A 24,021-nucleotide genomic window follows, 5' to 3' on the forward strand; every position below is an offset into this window, starting at 1 on the left:
GGTATCCGGTGCATCCGGCGGCTGTTGACCTCAGGCAAACAGGCTTGCAATTCCATAGCAGGCGGCAGCGATGGCAGCGGCAGCCGGCATTGTGATGACCCAGGCGATGACGATATTGCCGGCCACACCCCAGCGCACGGCCGAAAGACGCCGCGCTGCTCCCACTCCGATGATCGCGCCGGTGATCGTATGCGTCGTCGACACGGGAATGCCGAGCCAGGTCGCCGCAAACAGCGTCAGCGCGCCGCCGGTCTCGGCGCAGAAACCCTGCATCGGATTGAGCCTTGTGATCTTCGAGCCCATCGTATGCACGATCCGCCAGCCGCCGAAGAGCGTGCCGAGCGCCATCGCCGACTGGCAGGAAATGACCACCCAGAGCGGCACATGGAAGCTCGGGCCAAGCTGACCCTGGCTGAAGAGAAGAACGGCGATGATGCCCATCGTCTTCTGCGCGTCGTTGCCGCCATGGCCGAGCGAATAGAGCGATGCGGAGACGAACTGCATGAAGCGGAAGGTGCGATCGACGGCAAACGGTGTCTGGCGCACGAAGAGCCAGGAGACGACGAGGACGAAGAACAGCGCCAGCAGGAAGCCGATCGCCGGCGACATGAAGATAGCGCCAACCGTCTTCAACAGGCCGCTCCAGACGATGGAGCTGAAGCCGACCTTCGCCCACCCTGCCCCGACGAGCCCGCCGACCAGTGCATGCGAGGAGGAAGAAGGAATGCCGAACAGCCAGGTGACGATGTTCCAGACGATCGCCCCCATCAGCGCCGCAAAGATCACCTGCGGGGAAACGATGGCCGGATCGATGATGCCGGTGCCCAGCGTTTCGGCGACATGAAGGCCGAAGAACAGGAAGGCGATGAAATTGAAGAAGGCCGCCCAGCCGACGGCATATTGCGGCCTGAGGACCCGGGTGGAGACGATGGTCGCAATCGAGTTTGCCGCGTCATGCAAGCCGTTCAGGAAATCGAAGAACAGCGCGACACCGATGAGCCCGATCAGCAGCGGAAGGGAGAGAGAGGCTTCCATCAGACGTTCTCGATGACGACGCCGCTGATTTCATTGGCCACGTCCTCGAACCGGTCCACGATCTTTTCCAGATTGGAATAGATCTCGCTGCCGATCATGTAGGCCATGGCATTGCCGCTGGCCCCATGCCGGCGATAGAGGTCTTTCAGCCCCTCGTCATGCAGCTCGTCGGAACGCCCCTCGACCCGGGTGATCTCCTCGGCGATGACGGCAAGCCGCTGCGCATTGGCGCCCATCTTGTTGAGAAGCGGGATCGCCTCCGCCATCAGGGCCGCCGCCTTGACGATCTCCCCGCCCATGTCCTGCATCAGCGGGTCGAAACTCGTCCGCTCGAACAGGCGGATGATCTTCACCGTCTTGTGCATCATGTCGATGGCATCGTCCATGGACTGGATCAGGTCCTTGATATCGCCGCGATCGAAGGGTGTGATGAAGCTGCGCCTGACGGCCACAAGCACTTCGCGGGTGATGTCGTCGGCCTGGTCCTCGAGCGCGATGATCCGATCGCAATTTTCCTGAACCGCCTCGCCTTTCAGCAGCCTTTCCATCGCATGGGCGGCAGCGACGACCGTTTCCGAATGCCGGCAGAACATGTCGAAGAAGCGGTCCTCCCGCGGCATCATCTTGCGAAACACGCTCATCATCTCGGGCGATCCTTCCTGAAGCGGACATGGCAGTCACAAGAGACTGTCACAAATCTGTCATAAAACGTCGCAGGCAATTGATCGAAAATGCAGAAATTGACAATGCTTGATGTCATGAAATCCAGCAAAAAAGGCGCAAAACCTCGCGCCGCCACCCCAAAGCCGCTACTGAAGCAACTTGCCGAAAGGCCCGAGAAGCTTTTCTCCGGCGCCTTTCGCCAGCAATATGGCGCTCTCTGCTTCCGTTATCGAAACAACGATCCCGAAAGCGATCATCGCGAAATCGAAGTCCTCGTGGTCACCACCCGCGACAGCGGCCGCTGGATCATTCCCAAGGGCTGGCCGATGAAAAAGAAGAAGCCGGATGAGGCGGCCGCCATCGAGGCCTGGGAGGAAGCCGGCGTGCGCGGGACGGTCAGCAAAAAGCCGGTCGGTCGCTACACCTATCTCAAGGAACTGGACGACGGCGACGTTGTTCCCTGCATCGTCGATATCTTTCAGATCGAGGTAGACCGCACGCAGGGGCAGTTCCGCGAGGTCGGCCAGCGCGTGCTGGACTGGGTGAGCCCGGATGAAGCGGCCCGACGCGTACGCGAACTGGAACTGAAGTCTTTGCTTGTCGATTTCCGCCCGCGGTACGGCAAGCGGCAGGGCAAGAAGAAGGGCTGACCGGCAGACATCCGGATTTTGTCAGCCCTTATCGATCCGCAATGAGATACCACCGATCCAGCCCTACTCCCGGTCGCCCCGCTTCTCCTGCGACATGAGTCGGCTGAGCGTGGCCGCCGGGATCGCCTCGGCCGCATAGTCAAAGGTCCCCGATGATTTCACCTCCTCGGCCGCCCGCAGTAGTGCGCCGAGCGCCGCGCGAGCAAAGGATCCGCCCACGCTCACCCGGCGCACGCCCGCCGCCGAGAGTTCGGCAACGCTATAGCGCGGCCCCTTCAGCCCCATTACCACATTGACCGGCTTGTCCACGGCAGCGCAGACGGTTCGGATGGCGTCGATATCGGGCAGTCCTGGTGCGTAGAGCACATCGGCGCCTGCTGCCGAGAAGGCATGCAGCCGCTTGATCGTGTCATCGAGATCGGGCCGCTCCCAGAGAAAATTCTCTGCCCTCGCCGTCAGCAGGAAAGGCAGTTTCCGCGCCGCTTCAGCCGCCGCCTGGACCCGCTCGACGGCGTGCGAGAGATCATAGATCGGCCTTGCCGGATCGCCGGTGGCATCTTCGATCGATCCGCCGACCAGCCCCGCCGCAGTGGCCAGCCGGATCGTTTCGGCGCAGATCTCAGGTGCTGCGCCGAACCCGTCCTCGAGATCGGCGGATACGGGAAGATCGCTCGCCTCGACGATCTCAGCGGCATTGTCGAGGATCTCGCCGCGCGTCAGGCTCGCAAAGGAATCCCGCTTGCCCTTCGAAAAGGCATAGCCAGCGCTGGTCGTCGCCAGAGCCTCGAAACCAAGGCCTGTCAGGATCCGCGCCGAGCCGGCATCCCATGGGTTCGGAATGATAAATGCCTCATCCCGATGATGCAGCGCCTTGAACCGCTCAAACTTTGTCTGTTGCTCCGCCACGACTCTCCTCCTCCGCATGTAACAGCGAGGTCAGACTAACAGTCGCGAACAAAATGTGAACAACTTTGTTCCGCCTCTGCGGATTTTGCGGACGGCGCTCCCCGGTCAGTTCCGCAGCCTGTACCCGGTCTTGAAGATCCACCCGAGCGTGCTCAGGCAAACCACCAGAAACAGCGAGATCATCCCGAGGCTGACCAGCGGGTTCACATCCGCAATCCCGTAAAAACTCCACCTGAAGCCACTGACCAGGTAGAGCACCGGGTTGAAATGGCTCACCGCCTGCCAGAAGGGCGGCAGCATGTTGATCGAGTAGAAGCTGCCGCCGAGGAAGGTCAGCGGTGGCACGACCAGCATGGGGATGAGGTTCAGCTGCTCGAAATTCGTCGCCCAGATGCCGATCATGAAGCCGAACAGGCTGAAACTGATTGCCGTCAGCAGGAAGAACAGCACCATCATGAACGGGTGCTCGATGCGGACGTCGACGAAGAGATTGGCGGTCAAGAGGATGATGACGCCGATGATCAGGCCCTTGGTCGCCGCCGCCCCGACATAGCCGATCAATATTTCCGTCATCGCGACGGGTGCCGAGAGAATCTCGTAGATCGTACCGGTGAATTTCGGGAAATAGATGCCGAATGAGCCGTTGCCGATGCACTGGCCGAGCAGCGTCAGCATGATAAGGCCGGGCGTGATGAAGGCACCGTAGGAGACGCCCTCAACCTCCTGGATGCGCGAGCCGACGGCAGCGCCGAAGACGATGAAATAGAGCGAGGTGGAAATGACGGGCGAAATGACGCTCTGCAGCAGCGTGCGCCGCGTGCGCGACATCTCGAAATAATAGATCGACTTGATCGCCTCGAAGTTCATTTTGCGGCTCCTACCAGCGATACGAATATGTCTTCGAGCGAGCTTTGCCGCGTCGAGAGATCCCGGAAATGGATGTTGTTCTGGCCAAGCCGCGTCAGAAGTGACGCCACGCTCTCGTGCTCGTTGCGGGTGTCGAACTCGTAGACGAGGCGATTGCCCTCGGCCTCGATCGACAAGCCGTTGCCGGCAAAGCAATCGGGGAGCTCCTCAAGCGGGTCGTTGAGTTCGAGGATCAGCTGCTTTCGGCCAAGCTTGGCCATCAGCGCCTGCTTGTCTTCCACGAGTAGCAACTCGCCGCCGTTGATGACGCCGACGCGATCGGCAATCTCCTCGGCCTCTTCGATATAGTGCGTCGTGAGGATGATGGTGACGCCCGAGGCGCGCAACTGCTCGACGACATGCCACATGTCCTTGCGCAGCGTCACGTCGACGCCCGCCGTCGGCTCGTCGAGGAAGAGGATGGAGGGCTCGTGCGACAGCGCCTTGGCGATCAGCACGCGCCGCTTCATGCCGCCCGAGAGCTGGCGCAGCGTATTGTCTTTCTTGTCCCAGAGGGACAGGTCGCGCAGCACCTTCTCGATATGGGCCGGATTGGCCTTCTTGCCGTGCAGCCCGCGCGAAAAGCTGACCGTATTCCACACCGTCTCGAACTGGTCGGTGGTCAGTTCCTGCGGCACCAGGCCGATCAGGGTGCGCGTGGCGCGGAAATCCTTGACCACATCATGTCCGTCGACCACGACCGTGCCGCCGCTCGGATTGGCGATGCCGCAGATGATCGAGATCAGCGTCGTCTTGCCCGCCCCATTCGGCCCAAGCAGCGCCAGGATTTCGCCGCGCTCGATTTCGAGATTGATGCCCTTTAGCGCCTGGAAGCCATTTGCATAGGTCTTGGTAAGATTTTGGACGGAAATGATCGGTGCCATAGGGGCTCTTTGCGGATTTCGTGCGATTTCGGCCGCTATATAGCCCCTTTGTGWAAGTTTGACATCCCGGGCGGGCCGAACACTGAATTCACACCATCAGCCTATCCGCCGACAATGCCGGGACGCCCATCCACAGCGCAGATCGGACGATCAAAAGAAAATCGTCTGCCGGAGGCCCATGTCATCAAGCGGTGATGTTCGTCCTTCATAAGGAAGCCCGAGGACAGCACCGGTCTCCGCCCGCCGCCCACCCCTTTGCGGAGCCGCCCTCATGGCGATCTCGTTACGCCTTTGCTGCCCTCGGCATTGCAGTGAAAATTATTGTCAGTCACGAAATGCAAGGAACCGGCTCAGTATCCCCTGTTTAGCCGCGTTCGTCTAAGCCGGCCTTGGGCCGGCTTTCTTTTTTTCAGCAGACGAGAACCGATCCGCGAAAAAAGGTCTCCGGCCCACAGCGCCCTGCCCGTCTGCCGCCTGCATTTCTGGTAGCAGGACACTTCAACCCGCCGCCAAAAACCTCTACCCTGACCCCAGCGCAACCTGGATTGGCCGAACCGTCATGAACGAGCTGCACACCATTTCGCCGTCAGGACAAAAGCTCGTCTCCATCGAAGAGATCGTCGACATCAAGCCGCGAAGGCCGCTGGCGACGACACGGGACCGGGGATGGAGCGGAGTGACGGTCGATCTCTATCGGCCGCGGCTCGATTGTTCACAGACCTATCCGGCTCTCGATCACCATCTGATTTCCTATTGCCCCTCCGGCCGCGCCCGGCTGGTTCAGCGGCGCGATGGCGTGGTCCATGAGGCCACGATTTCGGCCGGCATGTCGCTTTTGATGCCGGCGGGCTGCGTATCGACCTGGGAGGGCCGCGCGCCGACATCGGCGCGGCTGCGGGTTCCGGCCCGACTGGTCGCCGCGGCTGGCGAGGAACTTGGGTCGCGCGCGGCGGCAGGCGTTGAAATCAGGAATATATTCGAAACCCGCGACAGGTTGATCGAGCATATGGCGCTCGTACTGCTCGCCGAACTGGAACAGCAGGCCCATCCTGCCCAGGCGCTGATCGTCGATCAGGTCTCCGCCGCCCTCGCCGCGCATCTCCTGCGGGCCTATAACGCCTTTGGCATTGCGGAGCGCCGTACGCTGCCCGGCCTCGGCAAGGCCGAGATCGAGCGCATCACCAGCTATGTCGAGGACAACCTCGACCGGATGATCGGGCTTGCGGAACTGGCCGCCCTCGTCAATGTCAGCCGCTTTCACTTCGCCCGGCTTTTCAAGCAAAGTACCGGCGTCAGCCCGATCGGCTTCGTCGAGCAGCGCCGGATCGAGCGCGCCCGGACGCTGATTGCCGAAACCGATACGTCGCTGGCGGAAGTGGCCCTTGCGACCGGCTATTCGGACCAGAGCCATTTCACCCGGCGTTTCCACCGCCTGACGGGCGGCACGCCCGCTGCTTTTGCGCGCGAGCACGGACGTCGGCTGCGGCGGCGCCCGCCGAACTAGGACTCTACTTTGCTTGCAGCATGCGGCCGTCTGGACGTTCGGTCCGTGTTTCGCTCCAGCGCACGAAAGGTTACCTTAAGGCGAAAAATAAACGGGTCGCCTGCCTGCCATTGCCGACCTATTGTTGTTCTTCTCGGCCCCGCTTTTCGGGCCGCATTCTGATAGGATGAGCGATGCCTGATATAGCCAACCGCGTCATGGCCGTGCGCCAGCATGTCGAAGAAACCGTTGCCGCCGCGATGGCGCGCCTTATTGAGGAAGCGCCGGATTTTGGCCTGAACCGTGTCAATCCGCTGGCCTTTGCGCGCACGAACGGGCTCGGCGAGCAGGAGAGCATCGCCGCCTTCCTGCATGCCACCCAGCACGGCCTTTTCGAACTTTCCTGGAACGTGGTCTGCCAAAGCTGCGGCGGCGTGCTTTATCAGGCGGAGTCGCTGCAGGGCATCGACCAGCACCACTATAATTGTTCCTTCTGTGCGCTCGATTGCGAACCGACGCTCGACGAGACCGTGGAGATCACCTTCACGGTCGATCCGCGCATCCGCCACATCGCCGCCCACGATCCCGATAGCCTGCCGCTCTGGGACTATACGCGACAGATTTTCTGGAGTTCAGGCAGCGATCTGCCAGAGCATCTTGCGCCCATCGTCAGCGAGGTCGTCCTCGACGCGTTCGAGATTGCGCCGGGTGCGCGCATGGGCCGCCAGGTTCAGATGCACGAGGGCGTGGCGATCCTCTTCGATCCCGTGACGCACAGCTCGCGATTCCTGGAAGTGAGCGGCGATCCGGCCGAAGGCCAGCGCCTGTCGATCGAGCTCGACGATGCGCACCAGGCCGGCGAAACGCTGCGGGTGGCACCGGGCCCCCTGATGCTCGATCTCGAAAACCGGACGAACCGGAGGACAATGCCGATCCTCTGGATCGCCGGCAAGACGCTGGAAGCGATCCTGACGCGCCGCATGCCCGTCCTGACCGCCAAGCGGCTGCTCACGCACCAGACTTTCCGGGATATCTACCGGACCAATGTTCTTGATCTCAACCAGCGCTTCAGGATCACCAGCCTGACCTTCCTGTTCACCGACCTGAAGGGATCGACCGAACTCTATGAGCGGATCGGCGACCTTGCCGCTTTCGATCTGGTACGATCGCATTTCCAGCTCATGCATCAGGTCGTCTCCGCCCATGGCGGCGCGGTGGTCAAGACCATCGGCGATGCGATCATGGCAACCTTTCCAACCCCGGCGCAGGGCGTGGCCGCCGCACTCGACATCCGCAAGGTGATCGATGAACTCAACCGGCGCGACAGTCGCGACGACCTGTTCCTGAAGGTCGGCCTGCACAGCGGCCCGTGCCTTGCCGTGCTGATGAACGAGCGGCAGGATTATTTTGGTCAGACGGTCAATCTGGCATCGCGCCTGCAGACGATCGCCACCCCGGACATGATCTTTGCAACGACACCGGTGGTCGAGGATGAGGAAGCGCGCACATTGCTTGCCGCGCGTGGTCGCAGCCTGCACGGCACAACCGCTTTTCTACGGGGGCTCAGCGGCGAAATACCGGTCTACGGCATTCCCGCCTGAACTGAACGTCAGGCGGCAGCAAGCCGGCACCAGAAACCGCAACACCCTTCAATACTGACCCGGATTTTTCACCCTTAATGGCTCGGACGGGCTACTGAGGGGAATCTACGATGAACGAACTTGCCGCCGTCATTCCGTTCCGCGCCAGGAGCGGAAGCGGAGAAGAGCTTGCGCGCCTGATTGCAGACGCGCTGCCGCATGTCGAAACCGAGGCCGGCACGACGACATGGCTCGTGCTGCGCTCCGAGGCCGATCCCGACCTGATCTTCCTCGTCGATCTCTTCGCTGATCCTGAAAGCCGCGATGCGCATATGAGCGGGCAAGCAGCAAAGCTGATCCTTGCGAGCGTGCCGCCGCTGCTTGCCGAGCCGCCCTCCATCCATCCGGCAACGGTCGTTGCACGCAAACTCGCCTCTGGCAAAGGCAAAATGTGAGCATCCTGGCGCGGATCAGAACAGCCGCTCGGCACAGGTAACCTTTCTGCCGCCAGAGCGAACTTCAAGACAGGCGGGTCACACCGCCCAGACGACTGAACAGTCCTCTGTCCATCATCGAAAACCGGAGAATAACAATGTCCAATCGCATGTTGTCCACGCTTGTCGTCGGCGCCTTCGCCAGCGCCATCGGCGCCCTCTCGACCCTGCCGGCCGGTGCGGAAGAATTCACCGACGCGCAGAAGAAGATTCAGGCGGAACACACGGCCCTGGTCAAATCCGGCAAGGTCGAGCCCTGCTTCGGCACGGCGCTGAAGGGCCAGAACGATTGCTATGCCGGCGCCGGCACGACCTGCGCAGGCACGAGCACCGTCGATTATCAGGGCAATGCCTTCAAGCTCGTTCCGAAGGGCACCTGCACGACGATGTCAACGCCGAAGGGCGCCGGCAGCCTCACTCCCAAGGTCTGATCCGACGCCGATCCGGGAGGCCTGCTCGGGCAGAACCGGATGACCGCCCGCCGGAACACTGCCCCGAGGACCGACATCCTCCGAAGACTTGCCTCCCGAAAAGACCGGCCCGCTTCAACGCGGGTCGGTCCCATCCAGACCGATGCCAGGTGCCCCATGCAAAATCCAGACCTTGCCTTCCCTGACAGAGAGATACCGCCCCGCGCCGGTATCGGCCTCAAGGCAGAGCATTACCGCCATATCATCGAGACCTTGCCCGATATCGGTTTCTTCGAGGTGCATGCGGAAAACTACATGGGCGAAGGCGGCCCGCCGCATCGTTATCTCGCCGCCGTGCGCGAACATTATCCGCTGTCGCTGCACGGCGTCGGCCTGTCGATCGGCGCCGACCGGGCGCTCGACAGGAAGCATCTTTCGCGGCTGAAGGCGCTGAACGAGCGCTATCGGCCCGCACTCTTTTCCGAGCATCTTGCCTGGTCATCGCATGATGCCGGCTTCCTCAACGATCTCCTGCCGCTGCCCTATACGAATGAGACACTCTCTCGCGTCGCCGGCCACATAGACGAGGTACAACAGGTGCTCGGCCGGCAGATGCTGCTCGAAAACCCTTCGACCTACCTGGCCTTTGCCGAAAGTACCTGGTCGGAGATCGATTTCATTGCCGAGATCGTGCGTCGCACGGGCTGCGGCCTGTTGCTCGATGTCAACAATGTCTATGTCGCCTCCACAAACCAGCTTTGGGACCCCATCGCCTATATCGATGCCTACCCGCTGCATCATGTCGGAGAAATCCATCTGGCCGGCCATGCGCGTGAAGCCGACGAGGAAAACCGGCCGCTGCTGATCGATACCCATGACCGCCCCGTCGATACCATCGTCTGGGATCTTTACGCCCATGTGCTCTCCCGCATCGGGCCGGTGGCGACACTGATCGAATGGGATGCCGACCTTCCGGAGTGGCCGGTTCTGGCCGGTGAAGCAGCCCGCGCCGAAGCCCTGATGCGTGAGGCCGCATCCGGAGAGATACGCTCGGCCGCCGAATGAGGGTTGATCCATGACCGGCCACCGAGTTGCTGTCTACTACGCCTGGGACCGCTCGCGGGAAATCGAAGCGCCCTTGGGCATTATCGAAAACCGCTTCCCGGCCCTCTTCGAAAGCCGCCGTATCCTCTATCCGCACTATGAGGAGCTTTCCGACCCCGAGCGTTTCGACCAGGGCATCGCCGGCTTTCTCGACGAAATCCTGCGCAGGAATTTCGAGGCCTTCGTCGAGCAGGCAGAGGCCGAGACCGGCCATGCAGTGCTGGAAATGCAACGCGGCGGCGAGGAAGGCGTGACCGTCAGGCTCGACGCCCGGATTCTCGAAAGTGCCGACACGGTCATCGTCATTTCCTTCGATTCCCAGCGCACAGGCCAGCGGGCCGACAGCAGCGAGATCGAGGCGGTCGCAACCTTTCTTTCGAAGCCCGGCAACATGCTCTTCATCTGTCCGCATCACGATATCGGCAATGTCGAAGATGCAGCGGCGGCTGACCGCACCGAAATCCAGACGGAACATTTCCTGCATCATGGCGACCGCACCATTCCGCCGCAGCAGCGCTTCGGCGGCTTTGCCCGCTCGCTTCTCTCCGGCCTCGGTCTGCCCGTCGAAAACCGCTTCGGCCTCCACCCGGCAAGCGAACCGGATGGATCGCCGAGCCCGATTGCAGTCGAGCATGATCTCGACCGACATGGGCTGCTTGCGGGCGTGACGAGCTTCAACCTTCATCCGCATTTGCCGCATTTCGAGCGGCTCCGCGAAGCGGTTGACAAGCTCGATGTGATCGCCTGCCAGAAGATAGATCCTGATGCTCCCTCGCATCGCTTCACGCGGGATGGCCGCTCCACYTTCGATGCGATGCTGCAATCCCGTTCCGGCCTTTTCGGCGGCGATCTCCTCATCGCCGACGCCACGCTCTGGAGCTCCACCGCCGGCGGTCTCGATAACCTGCGCCGGCTCTGGCGCAATGTCGTCACACGGGGGACCTGATGATGCCGACGACACCTTCGACCGCCAAACGCCAGCATGATTTTGCCGCTGCTCTTCTGGACCCCGCGCAGCCCCTGCCCGAAGGTCTGGTCGGGCCAGACGGCCGGCCCAGCCTGAAGCGCTTCAACGTCTATCGCAACAATGTGGTCGCCGGCCTGACGGCAACGTTGAAGGATGCGTTTCCGGCCGTGGCGCGCATCGTCGGCGAGGAATTCTTCCTCGCCATGGGACGCATCTATGTGGCGCTCGATCCGCCGGCCTCGCCGATCATGCTCGACTATGGCCGCGGCTTTGCCGATTTCATCGAAACCTTCGAACCGGCTGCAAGTCTGCCCTACCTTGCCGATGTGGCGCGCATCGAGCGGGCCTGGGCCGAGGCCTATCATGCAGCCGAGGCCGAACCGATCGGGAGCGCCGCCTTCACGCGGATCAGGGCGGGCGACCTGGCATATATGCGCGTGACGCTGCATCCGTCGTTGCGCATCGTGCGCTCCTCCTTCCCGGCGCTGACGATCTGGCAGATGAACATCGCCAATGGCGAGCCGGCGGAAGTGGATATATCGGCAGGCGGCGAAGACACCCTGCTCCTTCGCCCCGGTCCAGATGTCGAAGCGCGCGCGCTGCCGCCGGGCGCCGCCGTTTTCATCACCGCTCTCGGCAAGGGACGGACGATGATCGACGCCATGAAACAGGCGCTGGGCGACAGCCCCCGTTTCGATCTGCCGACATGCCTTTCCGGCCTGATGGCGGCCAGCGCCTTCACCACCTTTGCCATCACATCCGGGAACGGCAGCGCATGACGGACAAGAGCTTTACGCCCACAGCACTTTACCTGCGGCTTCTCGACATCGTCGGCCTGATCGGCATCGCCGTCGCGCCGCCGGTTGCGCGCATCGCGCTTGCCCTGCCCTTCCTGCGTTCGGGACTGACCCGCTGGGATGGATTCCTGCAGCTCTCGATCGGCACCCAATTCCTCTTCGAGGAGCAGTTCAAGCTGCACATCCTTGGCAATCTCTTTGGTTTCCCAGCCCCCGATACGGTCGCCTTTCTCGTCGGTTGTGCGGAGATCGTGCTGCCGGTCCTGCTGCTAGCCGGTCTCGCCACGCGCCTCGTCGGCCTTGCGCTCCTGATGATGACCGGAGTGATCCAGCTGGTCTTTCCGGACGGTTGGGTGAATTTTCACCTCTACTGGGCAGCCCTTGCGCTCGCAGTCATCGCACTCGGCCCCGGACCTCTGTCGCTCGACTATCTCGTGTCACGCCTGTTTGCCCGCCTGCGCGAAAGGCGCGCGCCTGCATGAGCGAGGAGCGCGGCGACCGGCTGAAACTCGTCTCCTCCCGGCCGGCGGGCTCCGACATCAGGAGCACACGCCACCGCGATCTCGACTGGACGATCCTGATGGCCCGTGCCCAGGATGGTGATGGCGCCGCCTATCTTCGCCTGCTGCAGGAGATCACGCCCTATCTGCGCTCGCTGGCGGTGCGCTATCATCGCGATCCGAGAGACGTCGAGGATACGGTTCAGGATATCCTGCTGACCCTCCATTCGATCCGCGAAACCTATGATCCGACCCGGCCCTTCGGCCCCTGGCTCGTCGGCATCGCCAACCGCCGCGCCTTCGACCGGCTGCGCCGGCAGGGCCGCCAGCGCGCCCATGAATTTCCGCTTTCGAGCGAACATGACGCTGTTGCCACCAGCGACAATATCGAGGAAGCTGCCAACCGGATTCATCTCGAAGGCGCAATCAGCGACCTGCCGCCGGCCCAGCAGCAGGCGATCAACATGCTGAAACTGAAGGAAATGTCGCTGAAGGAGGCTGCGAGCGAAAGCGGAATGTCGATCACGTCGCTGAAGGTCGCGACGCACCGGGCGCTGAAGAGCCTGCGCAAGATCCTGCTTGATCGTGGTGAGCCGTAATGGAGACCGCCGATCTTATCCGTTCTCTCGCCGACAATGTCAGCCCGGTCAAACGACTGCGGCCGCCGCTGCTGCGCGCCGCCCTCTGGCTTGCACTCGCCTTCGTGCTGATGGGCATCCTGACCATGATCCATGGCCTGCGGCCGCAATTTGCCGAGCGCATGACCGATATCGTTTTCCTGACGGGCATGCTGTCATCGCTCGCCACGGGCATTCTCGCCGCCATCGCCACCTTCATGGTCAGCCTTCCTGATAAATCGCGCCGATGGATGCTGCTGCCACTCCCAACCCTCGTCCTCTGGATGGCCAATATCGGCTATCAGTGTTTTGCCGGCTGGGTGGCGCTGCCACCGGGCGCCGTTACCGTGGAAGCCGCGTCCGGCTGCCTGCTGACGCTAGTGGTCACCAGCATTCCGCTCACATTGTTGATGCTGATTATGCTGCGCTATGTCGCCTTCCTGCGGCCGGTCTCCGTCGCGCTCATTGGCAGCCTCGCCGTCTCGGGTATCACATCCTCGGCGCTCGCCATGTTTCATCCGCTGGACGCAACGATAATGGTGCTCGGCTGGAATCTCGGCACTGCAGTGCTCTTCGTGGCGATCGCCGCGTTTGTCGGGCGCAACGCGTCGCGGCGCGGCAGGCGCACGCTTCCCTGATCAAAGGCTGACGTGTAAAGCGCGCCCCTCGTCAAAGATCCCGGTACATGACGAGCGCGTCGACAAAGCCAAGGGTCGGATGCCGGAACGCCCCGGGCAGCCGGCCGACCACCTGAAAGTCGAGAGACTGCCACAGCCGTACTGCCCGCTCGTTGGAACTGACGACGAAATTGAACTGCATGGCCCGGAAGCCGCGCTGGCGTGCATGGGCAAGCGAATGCTGGTGCATGATGCGCGCCACACCCTGCCCCGCCGCCGCGGGTGCCGTCATATATCCGCAGTTGCAGACATGGTTGCCGCCGCCCGCCTGATTGGACCTGATGTAATAGGTGCCGATAATGCTGCCGCCGTCATCGGCGACGAAGGTTTCCTTGCCGGGGTCGAGCCAGTAGTCGAGCGCATCGGCCTCGCTCATGTCGCGGTCGAGCGTATAGGTTTCGCCTGCCCGGATGACAGGTTCCAGGATCGTCCATATAGCGCTGCGGTCTTCCGCTCTGGCAGGTCGGATCAACATGGCCGGATGTTGGCATGAGCAGATGATGCTCCGCAACTGCGGCATGGTGCCTGCAGGGCTGCGGCGGAACAAGAAAACGTGACGGCAGATGCCTCAGTCGTGGATGCTGTCGAGGATATCGTCGAGAAGACGCTCGGCATAACGCATCGTTTCGAACTGCTCGTCCGGCGACAGCTTATGCGCGACGCATTCCGCGCGGATGGCGGTCCTCAGCTTCGCCAGCAGGGCCGCCTGTTCATAGGGCGTGAACGCGCTGTCGCGCACGGTGATCTTCGCGATCGTCTCCAATATCGCGATCCGCCCTTCCACCTGCCTCGCCGAGCCGACATAGTATGGGTGGTGCGACCTCAGGTTCCGGCGCGGGAATGTCACGACATTGCTCATCGGCCGCTCACAGGGCCGGTGTCTTGAAATCGGAGCCTGACAGCGAGGTGTGCAGCTTGTATTCGCTGTCGGCACCCTGCCGGTAAAGGTCGATTGTCACACGCGCGAGTTCACGTGCCTCTGTGCAGTCGCGCGACAAGCCGCGTTCCGCGCAAAGTCTGTCGAAAGCCTTCTGCACGATCGCAAGCTCCACGGCACCGATCCAGCGGTCCGCAGGGGCATCCGTTCCGATCTTCGGTTGCATGATCTCCTCCCGATCGCTCCATAAAGATGCTGCCAAACGCGCGAGGTGGCAGAGAGTTCCACACAAAAAACAGGACGCAAAAATATTCCTCGAGACCGCTCCCCAGGGCCGGAATCACGGGTTGCAAGCCAGCCCGCAAGCGCCTCGGAAGGAAAAACAAACGCATTGAAACTTTCTGCGTTTCCCTTTCCCGGGCCCCTACTGCCCGGCGCCAAAGAAGGCGAGCCGGGTGAAGATCGTATAGTCCGCTTCCGAAACCATCAGCGTCACGAAGACAAGCACCAGCAGCGGCGGCAGCAGGATGGCGTAGACCAGCGCCAACCGTTCCCAGGCCATGTGCATGAAGACGGCGACGATGAGCCCCGCCTTCAGCATCATGAAGAGCAGGATCAGCGTCCACCTGAGATGGCCCTGGATGCCGAGATAATCGACCATGTAGGAAAAGGCGCTGAGCACGAACAGCAGGCCCCAGACCACCAGATAGAGCCGGATCGGGTGCTGCTGTCCGTGTTCCTGTGCCTGTACCGTCGGGCTTTGCGCATGTGCCGTTGTCTCGCTCATGACGACCTCACCACAGATAGAAAAACGCGAAGATGAAGACCCAGACCAGGTCGACGAAGTGCCAGTAGAGGCCCATGATCTCGACGGCCTCGTAGCGACCTTTCCGGCTGGTGAAGAAACCGCGCCGCTCCACATCGAAATCACCCCGCCAGACCTTGCGGGCAATGATGAGGAGGAAGATGACGCCGATGGTGACATGCGTGCCGTGAAAGCCCGTGATCATGAAGAAGGTCGATCCGAACTGCGCCGCCCCCCATGGGTTTTCCCAGGGGCGCACACCTTCGGTGATCAGCTTCGTCCATTCGAAGGCCTGCATGCTGACGAAGGTTGCCCCGAGAAGCGCCGTCAGCAGCATCAGCGCCGCCGTCCTCCCGCGTTCGCGGCGATAGCCGAAATTGACCGCCATCGCCATGGTGCCGCTGCTCGAGATCAGCACGAAAGTCATGATCGCGATCAGGATCAGCGGAACGTCCTCGCCACCGATATGCAGCGCGAAGACCTCGCTCGGATTGGGCCAGGCCACAGGGGTAGACATGCGGGCGGTCATGTAGGCGATCAGGAAACAGCCGAAGACGAAAGTATCGCTGAGCAGAAAGATCCACATCATCGCCTTGCCCCAGGAGGCGGTCTTGAAGGCGCGCTGGTCCGAGCTGAAATCGGCCGCGACGCCGCGCAGGCCTGATGGTCTGAGGCTTGTTTCGTCGTGTGTCCCGATAGTCTGTGCCATCTGCACCTCCTGAGCAGCCTCTGGTTCTAGTTAAGCAATGTGCGGCAGAGATCGACGAAGTCATTCGCCCAGCCGGCAAAGAGCGCGAAAAGCAAAAGCCAGACGGCGAGCATGAAATGCGAATAGATGGCCGAGAGATCGACGCTGAGCTGCAGCCTGTCGGGTTGAACCTTGGCTGAAAATGCTCTGACCGTCGTATGTGCGAGCACGGCAAGCCCGCCGAGAATATGCAGGCCGTGCAGGCCGGTCAGCATGTAGAAGAAGCTGTTGGCGGGATTGTCGGTCAGCACATAGCCGGCTGCGGTCAGCTCCCGCCATGCCTGGATCTGCCCGATCAGAAAGAAGACCGCAAGCGCAAGCCCGGTCACGAGCGCCGGCCGCAGGCTTTCCATGCGCCCATGCTGCGCTTCACGTTTGGCCCATTGCAGCGCCAAACTGCTGAGCGCGAGCGCTGCGGTATTGATCCAGAGCAGCCGCGGAACAGGCATTCCCCACCAGTCGGACGACGCCATGCGCATGAAATAGGCGCTGACGGCGAGACTGAAGAGCGCGCCGACGACGCCGAGGAACACGAAGAGGCCGAGCTTGACCGCCGGCACCGGTGACTGCTGCCGGCCGGTATCGTCATGTGCCGGCAGCTGCACAGACCCCGTTTCGAGCCAGGGCTTCGAGGTCAGCCGCTGCCCGGAAAGCCACCAGATGATGATGGCGGCCACCGCGGCAAGGAAGATCAGCATGACGTTCATGCCGGAACCTCCCGTGTGACGCCGCCGCTTGCCGGCACATTCTGCGGAATGAAATCCTCCGCCGCTCCCGGCACGCTGTAATCATAAGCCCAGCGGTAGACGACAGGCAGATCCTTGCCCCAGTTCCCATGCGCCGGCGGGGTCTGCGGCGTCTGCCATTCGAGCGTCGTCGCCCGCCACGGATTGCCGCCCGCCTCCCTGCCCCGGAAAAGGCTCCAGACCAGGTTGAACAGGAAGACGATCTGTGCCGCCCCGACGATCAGCGCCATCACCGTTATGAAGACGTTCAGCGTATGGGCCGAGGGCGGAACGAAGGCCGTCTCCCCCATCTCGAAATAGCGGCGCGGCACGCCGAGCAGGCCGAGATAATGCATCGGGAAGAAGATCGCATAAGTGCCGAGGAAGGTGATCCAGAAATGGATCTGGCCGAGAGTCTCGTTCAGCATGCGTCCCGTCACCTTCGGATACCAGTGATAGATCGCCCCGAAGATGACGAGGATCGGCGCCACACCCATGACCATGTGGAAATGCGCGACGACGAACATCGTATCCGACAGCGGTACGTCGACGACGACATTGCCGAGGAAAAGGCCCGTCAGGCCGCCATTGACGAAGGTGACGATGAACGCGAGCGCAAAGAGCATCGGCAGCGTCAGGTGGATGTCGCCGCGCCAGAGCGTCAGCACCCAGTTATAGACCTTGATCGCCGTTGGAACGGCGATGATCAGAGTCGTGGTGGCGAAGAAGAAGCCGAAGGCCGGGTTCATGCCGCTGACATACATGTGGTGCGCCCAGACGACGAAGCTCAAGGCTCCGATGATGACGATCGCCCAGACCATCATGCGGTAGCCGAATATGTTCTTGCGCGCATGCGTGCTGATCAGGTCCGAAACGATGCCGAAGGCCGGCAGCGCGACGATATAGACCTCCGGATGCCCGAAGAACCAGAACAGGTGCTGGAACAGGATCGGGCTTCCGCCGCCATGTTTCAGCTGCTCGCCCATCTCGACGATGGCGGGCATGAAGAAGCTGGTGCCGAGCACGCGGTCGAACATCATCATCACGCAGGCGACGAAGAGGGCCGGAAAGGCCAGGAGCGCCATGACGGTCGCGGTGAAGATGCCCCAGACGGTGAGCGGCATGCGCATCAGCGTCATGCCGCGTGCCCGCCCCTGCAGCACCGTCACCACATAGTTCAGGCCGCCCATGGTGAAGCCGATGATGAAGACGATCAGCGAGCTGAGCATCAAGAGGATGCCCCAATCCTTGCCGCCGGGCGTGCCCGACAGGACGGATTGCGGCGGATAAAGCGTCCAGCCCGCCCCCGTCGGGCCGCCGGGCGCGAAGAAGCCGGCGACCAGGATCAGCACCGCAAGCAGATAGATCCAGTAGCTCAGCATGTTCGCGTATGGAAATACCATGTCGCGCGCGCCGACCATCAGCGGAATGAGGTAATTGCCGAAACCGCCGAGGAAGAGCGCGGTGAGCAGATAGATCACCATGATCATGCCGTGCATGGTGATGAACTGGTAATAATGATCGGCATCGATGAAAGAGAGAGCGCCGGGAAAGGCGAGCTGGATCCGCATCAGCCAGGAGAGCACCAGCGCCACCATGCCGATCGAGATGGCGGTGATCGAATATTGCACGGCGATGATCTTCGCATCCTGGCTGAACACATATTTCGTCCACCAGCTGTGCGGATGATAAAGCTCGACATCCTCGACTTCGGCGGATGGGATGCTGCCGGATGGAATCTCGACCATGATCTCTCTTCCCTTCCTTTCCCGATGCGGCCTCCGGCCGTCATCCGCCGCCTCAGTTTGATGGCGGCGGTTCTCCCGACGATGCGGTAAGCTGGGTGAACGTCTGCTGCTGACCAAGCCAGGTCTGGTAGTCCGCGTCACTGTCGACGATGACGGTTCCGCGCATCTGCGGATGGCCGACGCCGCAGAGTTCGGCACAGAGAATCTCGAAGGTTCCCGTGCGTGTCGGCGTGAGCCAGAAATAGGTGACCATGCCGGGGATCATGTCCATCTTGGCGCGGAATTCCGGCACATAGAAATCGTGGAGCACATCGACCGAGCGCAGCAATATGTGCACCGGCTTGCCGATGGGCAGGTGCAGCTCGCCGCCCTCGATGATGATGTCGTCGAGGCCGCTTGCATCGTTCTTGTCGAGGCCGAGCGGGTTTTCGGGGGTCACGTCACGCGTCTCGGCGCGCCCGAGTTTCCCGTCCGCGCCAGGCAGGCGGAAGCTCCACAGCCATTGCTGGCTGACCACTTCCACCGATGCGGCATCGGGCGGCACGGTGATGAACTGTTTCCAGACGATCAGGCCGGGCGCCAGCATGGCGGCGACCCCGACAGCCGTTCCCGAGGCAAGCAGCACTTCCAGCCTGCGGTTCTCGGGCTCGTAATGCGCCCGGTTGCCTGGCTTGTGCCGGAAGCGGAAGACGCAATAGGCCATGAAGGAAATCACCGCGACGAAGACGATGCCGGTGATCCAGAAGGTGATGACGAGCGTGCTGTCGATATAGCTCCAGTTGGACGCGATCGGCGTCCACCACCACGGGCTCAGCACATGGAACAGCACGGAGCCGACGACAACAAGGACAAGGATCAGCACAACAGCCATTTCCGCTCCTCCCTGAGCAGTCGACCGTGAAACCGTATTCCGCAAAAGTCCGTTTTTATTATCGCATAACTGGAAAATATCTGCAATTACGGCAATTTAGGCATGTGCCGTCAGCCACCACCCGGCATTTGGATTATGATCCGTCACTGGGAATATTGCTTGAGATAAGCGATGAGATTGGTGATCTCCTGGTCGTCCTTGACGCCGACGAAGGCCATTTTCGTGCCCTTCACCTTTGCTTTCGGATTGTGCAGGTAGTCGCGTAGGGTCGCCTCGTCCCAGACGAGACCGCCCTCACCGGCGGCCTTCATCGAAGGCGAATAGGCGAAATTGGGATGCGTTCCGGCCGGTCGGCCGAACAATTTGTTGAGCGACGGGCCGACCTTGTTCGTATCGGAATCGACGATATGACAGGTCGCGCATTTCTTGAAAACAACGGCACCCGCTGTCGCATCGCCCTCCTGCGCCCCGGCGCTGCCGGGCGAAAGGGCAATCACGGATGCACAGATCAGCAGAATAACACGGTAATCCACGGCAAACCTCATCCTCCTCAAGGTTGCCCCGCCACTCGCACCCTCCGCTGGCATTCGCGCGGATGGTGGTTGCGATGCCTCAAAGCTTAATCCTTCGCGGGAACAAGTCAATCGGCGCCGCAGTTCCGGCGCGGGCGACGGATGGACGCGGCGGACGGGAACCTGCTGCCGGCTCGGATGTTCGATAGCTGCCGGGGAAGGAAAGGTTCAGGCCTCGTGATAGCTCAGCCAGCCGACGCCAGCAGCATCCGCCGCGTCGACGAAGGCTTCCCGCGCCTCGTCGGGCAAGAGATGGCCTTCCGAGACCGCCGCGAAGGAGGCCAGCGCGTGCTCGAAGGCCGGGCCGTGGGTGACAGGCCATTTGTCGGCAAGAAGCGCTGCTGCATGCCCCGTCCCGCGAACGGTGATAAGGCTCTCCTGGTCCGGAAGCCGGATATAAAGGGGTGTGGTCCAGTCTGACATGTGAATAGCGGCGCTGCCCCGGATCGATCGTTCGCGCCCAACACGGGGACCCGAATAAAGTTCCCGCCCCGGCATTCCAGGAAAGATCACCATTTGGTGACAAGCCTGAAACATCGGTGCGCATAGGCTGCATGGAGCTCGACTGCCGACACAACTCCTGCGAAAATCGGCGCTAATCGGGAACTTCGGCCGTCGTATCGAGTCTGGTGCACGACGAAGGGGAAGATCATGGACAGGGCCATCTATGCAGCCGGCGATAATATATTGCGCGGAAGAATGGACGAGGAGGCGACACGGCATCTCACACCTTACCTGGAACCGCTTGCCCTGCCGCGTGGCTATGCGCTTTCGACCTCGGGCCATCAGCTGAAACATTGTTATTTCATCGAGGACGGCATCGCGTCGATCGTCGCGCGATCGGTGGCCGAACGATCAAGCGAGGTCGGCATCGTCGGGCGCGAAGGCATCGTGCCGCTGGCGCCGATCCTCGACAGCACGCACGCGACCTTCGACATTTTCGTGCAGGTGGAAGGCCATGGTTCGCGCATCGCCGTAGAGCCGCTGCAGGAGGCCCTGAGGGCCGTGCCATCTCTGCGCAGGCTCCTGAACCGTTATGTCCAGACATTCATAGTACAGGCGGCTTTCACTTCGCTTGCCAACGCCAATCACTCCATCGAGGCACGGCTGGCGCGCTGGATACTGATGTGCCACGACCGTATCGACGGCGACCACATCGGCCTGACGCACGAATTCCTGGCTCTCATGCTGTCCGTCAGGCGCGCCAGCATAACCACCGCCCTGCATGATCTGGAAGGCAGGCAGCTGATCTGGTCGGAGCGCAGCTTAGTCACCGTCCGCGACCGGGCAGGCCTCGAGGAATTCGCCGGCGATTCCTACGGTCGCGCCGAGCAGGAATATCGCCGGCTGATCGGCGAGCTCAGACAGCCGCAGGCTCTCGCGAAAGTCCAGGCCGGCGATAATCAGGCCTATTGATAATAGCCGATATCATGCGCAATGCGTCGGCGGGCGCGGTTCACCCGGCTCTTGATAGTGCCGATCGGGCAATGGAAATGGTCCGCGGCTTCTTCATAGGAGCGCCCATCCACGAAGACGAAGGCGAAGGCGGCGCGATAAGGCTCCGGCAGGTGTCCGCAGGCAGCCTCCAGTTCGTGGCCACGCAGGTGCCATTCCTGGTCGGCCGGCACGCTGCCTTGCGAGGAGGCGCATTCTTCCGAGCCCAGCGTCTCGCGCTGCCTGAGGCGAAAGCGCGTGCAGAAGGCGTTGCGCATGATCGTGAACAGCCAGGATTTCATCTTGGTGCCCTGTTTGAACTGGCCGATGCTGCCAAGCGCCCTGACGAGCGTTTCCTGTACGAGATCGTCGGCATCCCCGGACGATCGGTAAAAGGTGCGGGCAAATGCTCTCAGCGCCGGAATATGGGCGACCATCTCTTGTTGAAGCATTTCGTGGGAATCTTGCATGTCCTGGCTCCCTGGCCCCGGATGTGAACCCGCGGGCTCTTATTCTGGAGAAAGGGGGCAACCTGCTGTTCGTTCCGCCAGCGGGCCACTTTGTACGCTACCGCACAATGGGATGCCGCTGCGAGCCAGGCCGGATTTCAGCCGCCGTTTGCGCGCGGCGCAAAGAGAGCCTCGCCGATCTCGGCAAGTGCGGCGGGGCTCTCGTTGAGCCGGTAGCCGCCATATTCTGGTGCAATATCCGCATCGGCATGAAACATCGCGAAAACAAAAGATATTCTTGCGTCCTGCAGACGCTCGGCGAGCGGGAATGCGGTTTCGCCTTCGATGCGTATATCCAGGATGGCGCCATCGATCCTGACGATGTCGAGCAGCGCAAGGCCGATTTCGACGGAGGCGGCAGGCCCAACGATGACGACGCCGGCCTGCGTCAGCGCAAGCCGCACTTCGTCGGCGACCAGATCGCCGCTCTCGACAATGAGCAGATGCTTTCCCGCCATGAGCCCGAGATCGCCGATCTCCATCCTTCCCCGCAGTCGCCTCATCCCCCGGGATCAGGCCGAGTATTCCTAACTGCGAAGTGCCTTAATGGTTTCCGGCAGGATGCGAGGATATCCGGGGCCGGCCTGCGGGCGAGGCAGAAGTATGCGACATGCCGCTGTCACGACAGTAAGTTGTAGACTTCGGCAAATTCTCCATGCCATCTAGCGGTCGTACCGCCGCTCCAAAAGTTTTATCCATGTTTCGCGCTCTGCAACGCCTTAAATCCTGTTTTAAAAGCCAGACGAAAATGACCAGAGCCAGTTCCGTCGCGGCGCCCGAAGGGCACCCCGACGCGGACGCCTATCGCATCTACACCCAGCAATTCGATATCGTCATCGATGCAGACAAGCTGCATACGGTTCTCGGCAAATTGGAAGGCGCCGACCAGATCCAATATCTGGGTGCCTGCCGCACGTTCAATTATGCGCTGACGGACTGGCGAACCGGCGCGACCGTCAAGGCACTGGCGGCATCGGACCGCATTCGTGYGGCAAAGACCGCTGAGGAGTTGTCGGAGATGGCAATCACCCTTCTGGTCGATCAATCGGGTTCGATGAAGGGACAGAACATATTGCTCACGGCAGCAGCCTGCGACATTGCGCTGGATTTCCTCAAGAATCTGGGCATCGCTACTGAACTGCTCGGCTTTACGACCGTCCGGTGGAAGGGCGGCAAATCCCGCCAACTCTGGCGAAGCAGGGGCAGGCCGCGATTGCCTGGACGCCTGAACGATACTCTGCATATCATTTATAAATCCGCGGCCGCACCCCACTGGTCAGGCGGAGGTCGTGCATTGGAACCCATGCTTCGCCCGGACCTGCTCAAAGAGAATATCGACGGTGAAGCGCTCGAATGGGCGGTGGATCGGCTGGCAGCAATCAAGAAGAAGAGAAAGGCGCTGATCGTCCTCTCCGATGGTGCACCTGTCGATGATGCAACGTTCTTCCACAACGAGGACACCATTCTCGACCGTCACCTGCGCGAGGTAATCGGACGCGTAGAAGCCGCCGACGACATCAGGCTTTACGGGCTCGGCATCGGCCACGATACGACCGGTTACTATGAAAATGCACGGATCATCCAGTCGGTCAGCGATCTCGGCACCGTATTGATCTCGCCCCTCGAAAAGGCGATCTGCGACACCGCAGCATTGCCGGCAAAGACCTTGACCGAAGAGATGACCAACGAGGACAGGACATGAGCGACGCCATCGAAACAATCACCCTCTGGCGTCCGGTTGGTCCAGAGGAACTAGCGCTCATCCGCGATCTTGGCATGCGCGGATTTCCGCCCCGCCTGCCCGACCAGCCGATCTTCTATCCGGTGCTTTCTCAGGACTATGCCGTCAGGATCGCCCGTGACTGGAACGTCCCTCGTAGCGGCGCAGGATTCGTTACGAAATTCGAGGTCCGAAAGGACTATCTCGACGGGTACGCGGTACAGGAAGCCGGCGGTCGGGCACATCTCGAATACTGGATACCCGCCGAGGAAATGGACAGCTTCAACGCTGCCATCGTCGGCGCGATCGAGGTGACGCAGACCTTCCCGTGATATCGAC

At 61.6% G+C, this 24,021-nt stretch carries 31 protein-coding genes; 14 read left to right on the forward strand and 17 right to left on the reverse strand.

From position 1 onward, the window contains the following. Positions 1–30: 30 nt before the first annotated feature. Positions 31–1,035, reverse strand: coding sequence for an inorganic phosphate transporter (locus AC1DF8_RS30135; protein ID WP_112547558.1), 1,005 nt, complete (start codon positions 1,033–1,035; stop codon positions 31–33). After that, entirely contained in the window at positions 1,035–1,679 is a 645-nt protein-coding gene (locus tag AC1DF8_RS30140) for a DUF47 domain-containing protein (protein WP_183846105.1), read from the reverse strand. Before AC1DF8_RS30140 ends, AC1DF8_RS30135 begins: the two co-directional genes overlap by 1 nt. 114 nt (positions 1,680–1,793) lie before the next feature. Here AC1DF8_RS30140 and AC1DF8_RS30145 point away from each other — a divergent pair, with 114 nt between their 5' ends. After that, positions 1,794–2,348 (forward strand): NUDIX hydrolase, encoded by a 555-nt coding sequence (locus AC1DF8_RS30145; protein ID WP_478156303.1) that lies wholly within the window; start codon positions 1,794–1,796, stop codon positions 2,346–2,348. Between the two features lie 63 nt (positions 2,349–2,411). Here the strand turns inward: AC1DF8_RS30145 and AC1DF8_RS30150 are convergent, their stop codons facing one another. The 3 genes from AC1DF8_RS30150 to AC1DF8_RS30160 all read right to left on the reverse strand — a co-directional run bounded on the left by AC1DF8_RS30150 (position 2,412) and on the right by AC1DF8_RS30160 (position 5,044). Then, a complete protein-coding gene (locus tag AC1DF8_RS30150; RefSeq protein WP_478156222.1) occupies positions 2,412–3,254 on the reverse strand; it encodes an isocitrate lyase/PEP mutase family protein in 843 nt (280 codons plus the stop codon). Between the two features lie 105 nt (positions 3,255–3,359). Next, complete coding sequence (locus tag AC1DF8_RS30155; protein WP_112547561.1) at positions 3,360–4,121, reverse strand: ABC transporter permease; 762 nt, start codon at positions 4,119–4,121, stop codon at positions 3,360–3,362. Next, positions 4,118–5,044, reverse strand: a complete 927-nt coding sequence (locus AC1DF8_RS30160) for an ABC transporter ATP-binding protein (RefSeq protein WP_112547562.1) — start codon at positions 5,042–5,044, stop codon at positions 4,118–4,120. Before AC1DF8_RS30160 ends, AC1DF8_RS30155 begins: the two co-directional genes overlap by 4 nt. A gap of 559 nt (positions 5,045–5,603) precedes the next feature. Here AC1DF8_RS30160 and AC1DF8_RS30165 point away from each other — a divergent pair. The 10 genes from AC1DF8_RS30165 to AC1DF8_RS30210 all read left to right on the forward strand — a co-directional run bounded on the left by AC1DF8_RS30165 (position 5,604) and on the right by AC1DF8_RS30210 (position 13,634). Then, complete coding sequence (locus AC1DF8_RS30165) at positions 5,604–6,548, forward strand: helix-turn-helix transcriptional regulator (protein WP_478156225.1); 945 nt, start codon at positions 5,604–5,606, stop codon at positions 6,546–6,548. Between the two features lie 173 nt (positions 6,549–6,721). Then, positions 6,722–8,128 carry a DUF5939 domain-containing protein gene (locus AC1DF8_RS30170; RefSeq protein WP_478156227.1) on the forward strand — a complete coding sequence of 469 codons (1,407 nt, stop codon included), beginning with the start codon at positions 6,722–6,724 and terminating at the stop codon, positions 8,126–8,128. A 110-nt stretch (positions 8,129–8,238) separates the two neighbouring features. Next, complete coding sequence (locus tag AC1DF8_RS30175; RefSeq protein ID WP_112547565.1) at positions 8,239–8,562, forward strand: antibiotic biosynthesis monooxygenase; 324 nt, start codon at positions 8,239–8,241, stop codon at positions 8,560–8,562. A gap of 137 nt (positions 8,563–8,699) precedes the next feature. Beyond that, on the forward strand, positions 8,700–9,032 hold the full coding sequence (locus AC1DF8_RS30180; RefSeq protein WP_113015689.1) for a BufA1 family periplasmic bufferin-type metallophore: 333 nt from the start codon (positions 8,700–8,702) through the stop codon (positions 9,030–9,032). Positions 9,033–9,188: 156 nt separating this feature from the next. After that, a complete protein-coding gene (bufB, locus tag AC1DF8_RS30185; protein ID WP_478156229.1) occupies positions 9,189–10,076 on the forward strand; it encodes an MNIO family bufferin maturase in 888 nt (295 codons plus the stop codon). A gap of 10 nt (positions 10,077–10,086) precedes the next feature. After that, entirely contained in the window at positions 10,087–11,061 is a 975-nt protein-coding gene (locus AC1DF8_RS30190) for a hypothetical protein (protein ID WP_183885057.1), read from the forward strand. Beyond that, positions 11,061–11,861, forward strand: coding sequence for an HvfC/BufC N-terminal domain-containing protein (locus AC1DF8_RS30195; protein ID WP_478156231.1), 801 nt, complete (start codon positions 11,061–11,063; stop codon positions 11,859–11,861). Before AC1DF8_RS30190 ends, AC1DF8_RS30195 begins: the two co-directional genes overlap by 1 nt. After that, on the forward strand, positions 11,858–12,361 hold the full coding sequence (locus AC1DF8_RS30200) for a DoxX family protein (protein ID WP_478156233.1): 504 nt from the start codon (positions 11,858–11,860) through the stop codon (positions 12,359–12,361). The genes AC1DF8_RS30195 and AC1DF8_RS30200 overlap by 4 nt, the downstream gene beginning before the upstream one ends. Then, the gene (locus tag AC1DF8_RS30205; RefSeq protein ID WP_113147469.1) at positions 12,358–12,978 is read left to right on the forward strand and encodes a sigma-70 family RNA polymerase sigma factor; all 621 of its coding nucleotides are present in this window, start codon (positions 12,358–12,360) and stop codon (positions 12,976–12,978) included. The genes AC1DF8_RS30200 and AC1DF8_RS30205 overlap by 4 nt, the downstream gene beginning before the upstream one ends. Then, positions 12,978–13,634 carry an NrsF family protein gene (locus AC1DF8_RS30210; RefSeq protein WP_478156235.1) on the forward strand — a complete coding sequence of 219 codons (657 nt, stop codon included), beginning with the start codon at positions 12,978–12,980 and terminating at the stop codon, positions 13,632–13,634. The genes AC1DF8_RS30205 and AC1DF8_RS30210 overlap by 1 nt, the downstream gene beginning before the upstream one ends. Before the next feature lie 31 nt (positions 13,635–13,665). Here the strand turns inward: AC1DF8_RS30210 and AC1DF8_RS30215 are convergent, their stop codons facing one another. From AC1DF8_RS30215 to AC1DF8_RS30260, 10 genes are all read right to left on the reverse strand, one after another. Beyond that, entirely contained in the window at positions 13,666–14,148 is a 483-nt protein-coding gene (locus AC1DF8_RS30215) for a GNAT family N-acetyltransferase (protein ID WP_112968347.1), read from the reverse strand. A gap of 93 nt (positions 14,149–14,241) precedes the next feature. Further along, entirely contained in the window at positions 14,242–14,532 is a 291-nt protein-coding gene (locus tag AC1DF8_RS30220; protein WP_112547572.1) for a hypothetical protein, read from the reverse strand. Positions 14,533–14,539: 7 nt separating this feature from the next. Continuing rightward, positions 14,540–14,776, reverse strand: a complete 237-nt coding sequence (locus AC1DF8_RS30225; protein WP_112547573.1) for a hypothetical protein — start codon at positions 14,774–14,776, stop codon at positions 14,540–14,542. A 198-nt stretch (positions 14,777–14,974) separates the two neighbouring features. Beyond that, positions 14,975–15,337 (reverse strand): cytochrome C oxidase subunit IV family protein, encoded by a 363-nt coding sequence (locus tag AC1DF8_RS30230; protein WP_478156238.1) that lies wholly within the window; start codon positions 15,335–15,337, stop codon positions 14,975–14,977. Positions 15,338–15,344: 7 nt separating this feature from the next. Further along, positions 15,345–16,064 (reverse strand): heme-copper oxidase subunit III family protein, encoded by a 720-nt coding sequence (locus AC1DF8_RS30235; RefSeq protein ID WP_113015684.1) that lies wholly within the window; start codon positions 16,062–16,064, stop codon positions 15,345–15,347. 26 nt (positions 16,065–16,090) lie between these two features. Next, positions 16,091–16,810, reverse strand: coding sequence for a cytochrome c oxidase subunit 3 (locus AC1DF8_RS30240; RefSeq protein ID WP_478156240.1), 720 nt, complete (start codon positions 16,808–16,810; stop codon positions 16,091–16,093). After that, positions 16,807–18,576: a cytochrome c oxidase subunit I gene (ctaD, locus tag AC1DF8_RS30245; RefSeq protein WP_112547577.1), complete on the reverse strand. Its 1,770-nt coding sequence runs from the start codon at positions 18,574–18,576 to the stop codon at positions 16,807–16,809. Before ctaD ends, AC1DF8_RS30240 begins: the two co-directional genes overlap by 4 nt. A gap of 52 nt (positions 18,577–18,628) precedes the next feature. Then, a complete protein-coding gene (locus AC1DF8_RS30250) occupies positions 18,629–19,447 on the reverse strand; it encodes a cytochrome c oxidase subunit II (RefSeq protein WP_112547578.1) in 819 nt (272 codons plus the stop codon). Between the two features lie 143 nt (positions 19,448–19,590). Continuing rightward, entirely contained in the window at positions 19,591–19,980 is a 390-nt protein-coding gene (locus tag AC1DF8_RS30255; protein WP_183846112.1) for a c-type cytochrome, read from the reverse strand. Positions 19,981–20,187: 207 nt separating this feature from the next. Continuing rightward, complete coding sequence (locus AC1DF8_RS30260) at positions 20,188–20,442, reverse strand: DUF982 domain-containing protein (RefSeq protein ID WP_478156243.1); 255 nt, start codon at positions 20,440–20,442, stop codon at positions 20,188–20,190. A gap of 228 nt (positions 20,443–20,670) precedes the next feature. Between AC1DF8_RS30260 and AC1DF8_RS30265 the strand changes: the two genes are divergently transcribed. Next, positions 20,671–21,435 carry a Crp/Fnr family transcriptional regulator gene (locus tag AC1DF8_RS30265; protein WP_113015681.1) on the forward strand — a complete coding sequence of 255 codons (765 nt, stop codon included), beginning with the start codon at positions 20,671–20,673 and terminating at the stop codon, positions 21,433–21,435. Here the strand turns inward: AC1DF8_RS30265 and AC1DF8_RS30270 are convergent. Together AC1DF8_RS30270 and AC1DF8_RS30275 are read right to left on the reverse strand one after the other, a co-directional pair. After that, positions 21,429–21,923 carry a sigma-70 family RNA polymerase sigma factor gene (locus AC1DF8_RS30270; RefSeq protein ID WP_112968355.1) on the reverse strand — a complete coding sequence of 165 codons (495 nt, stop codon included), beginning with the start codon at positions 21,921–21,923 and terminating at the stop codon, positions 21,429–21,431. The genes AC1DF8_RS30265 and AC1DF8_RS30270 overlap by 7 nt on opposite strands. 137 nt (positions 21,924–22,060) lie before the next feature. Next, positions 22,061–22,444, reverse strand: coding sequence for a response regulator (locus AC1DF8_RS30275; RefSeq protein WP_112968356.1), 384 nt, complete (start codon positions 22,442–22,444; stop codon positions 22,061–22,063). A gap of 266 nt (positions 22,445–22,710) precedes the next feature. Here AC1DF8_RS30275 and AC1DF8_RS30280 point away from each other — a divergent pair, with 266 nt between their 5' ends. Continuing rightward, the gene (locus AC1DF8_RS30280) at positions 22,711–23,664 is read left to right on the forward strand and encodes a cobaltochelatase CobT-related protein (protein WP_478156244.1); all 954 of its coding nucleotides are present in this window, start codon (positions 22,711–22,713) and stop codon (positions 23,662–23,664) included. Next, the gene (locus AC1DF8_RS30285) at positions 23,661–24,014 is read left to right on the forward strand and encodes an ADP-ribosylation/crystallin J1 (protein WP_478156246.1); all 354 of its coding nucleotides are present in this window, start codon (positions 23,661–23,663) and stop codon (positions 24,012–24,014) included. The genes AC1DF8_RS30280 and AC1DF8_RS30285 overlap by 4 nt, the downstream gene beginning before the upstream one ends. Positions 24,015–24,021: the final 7 nt, after the last annotated feature.

The sequence above is a fragment of the Rhizobium sp. 05N49 genome, assembly GCF_056396805.1.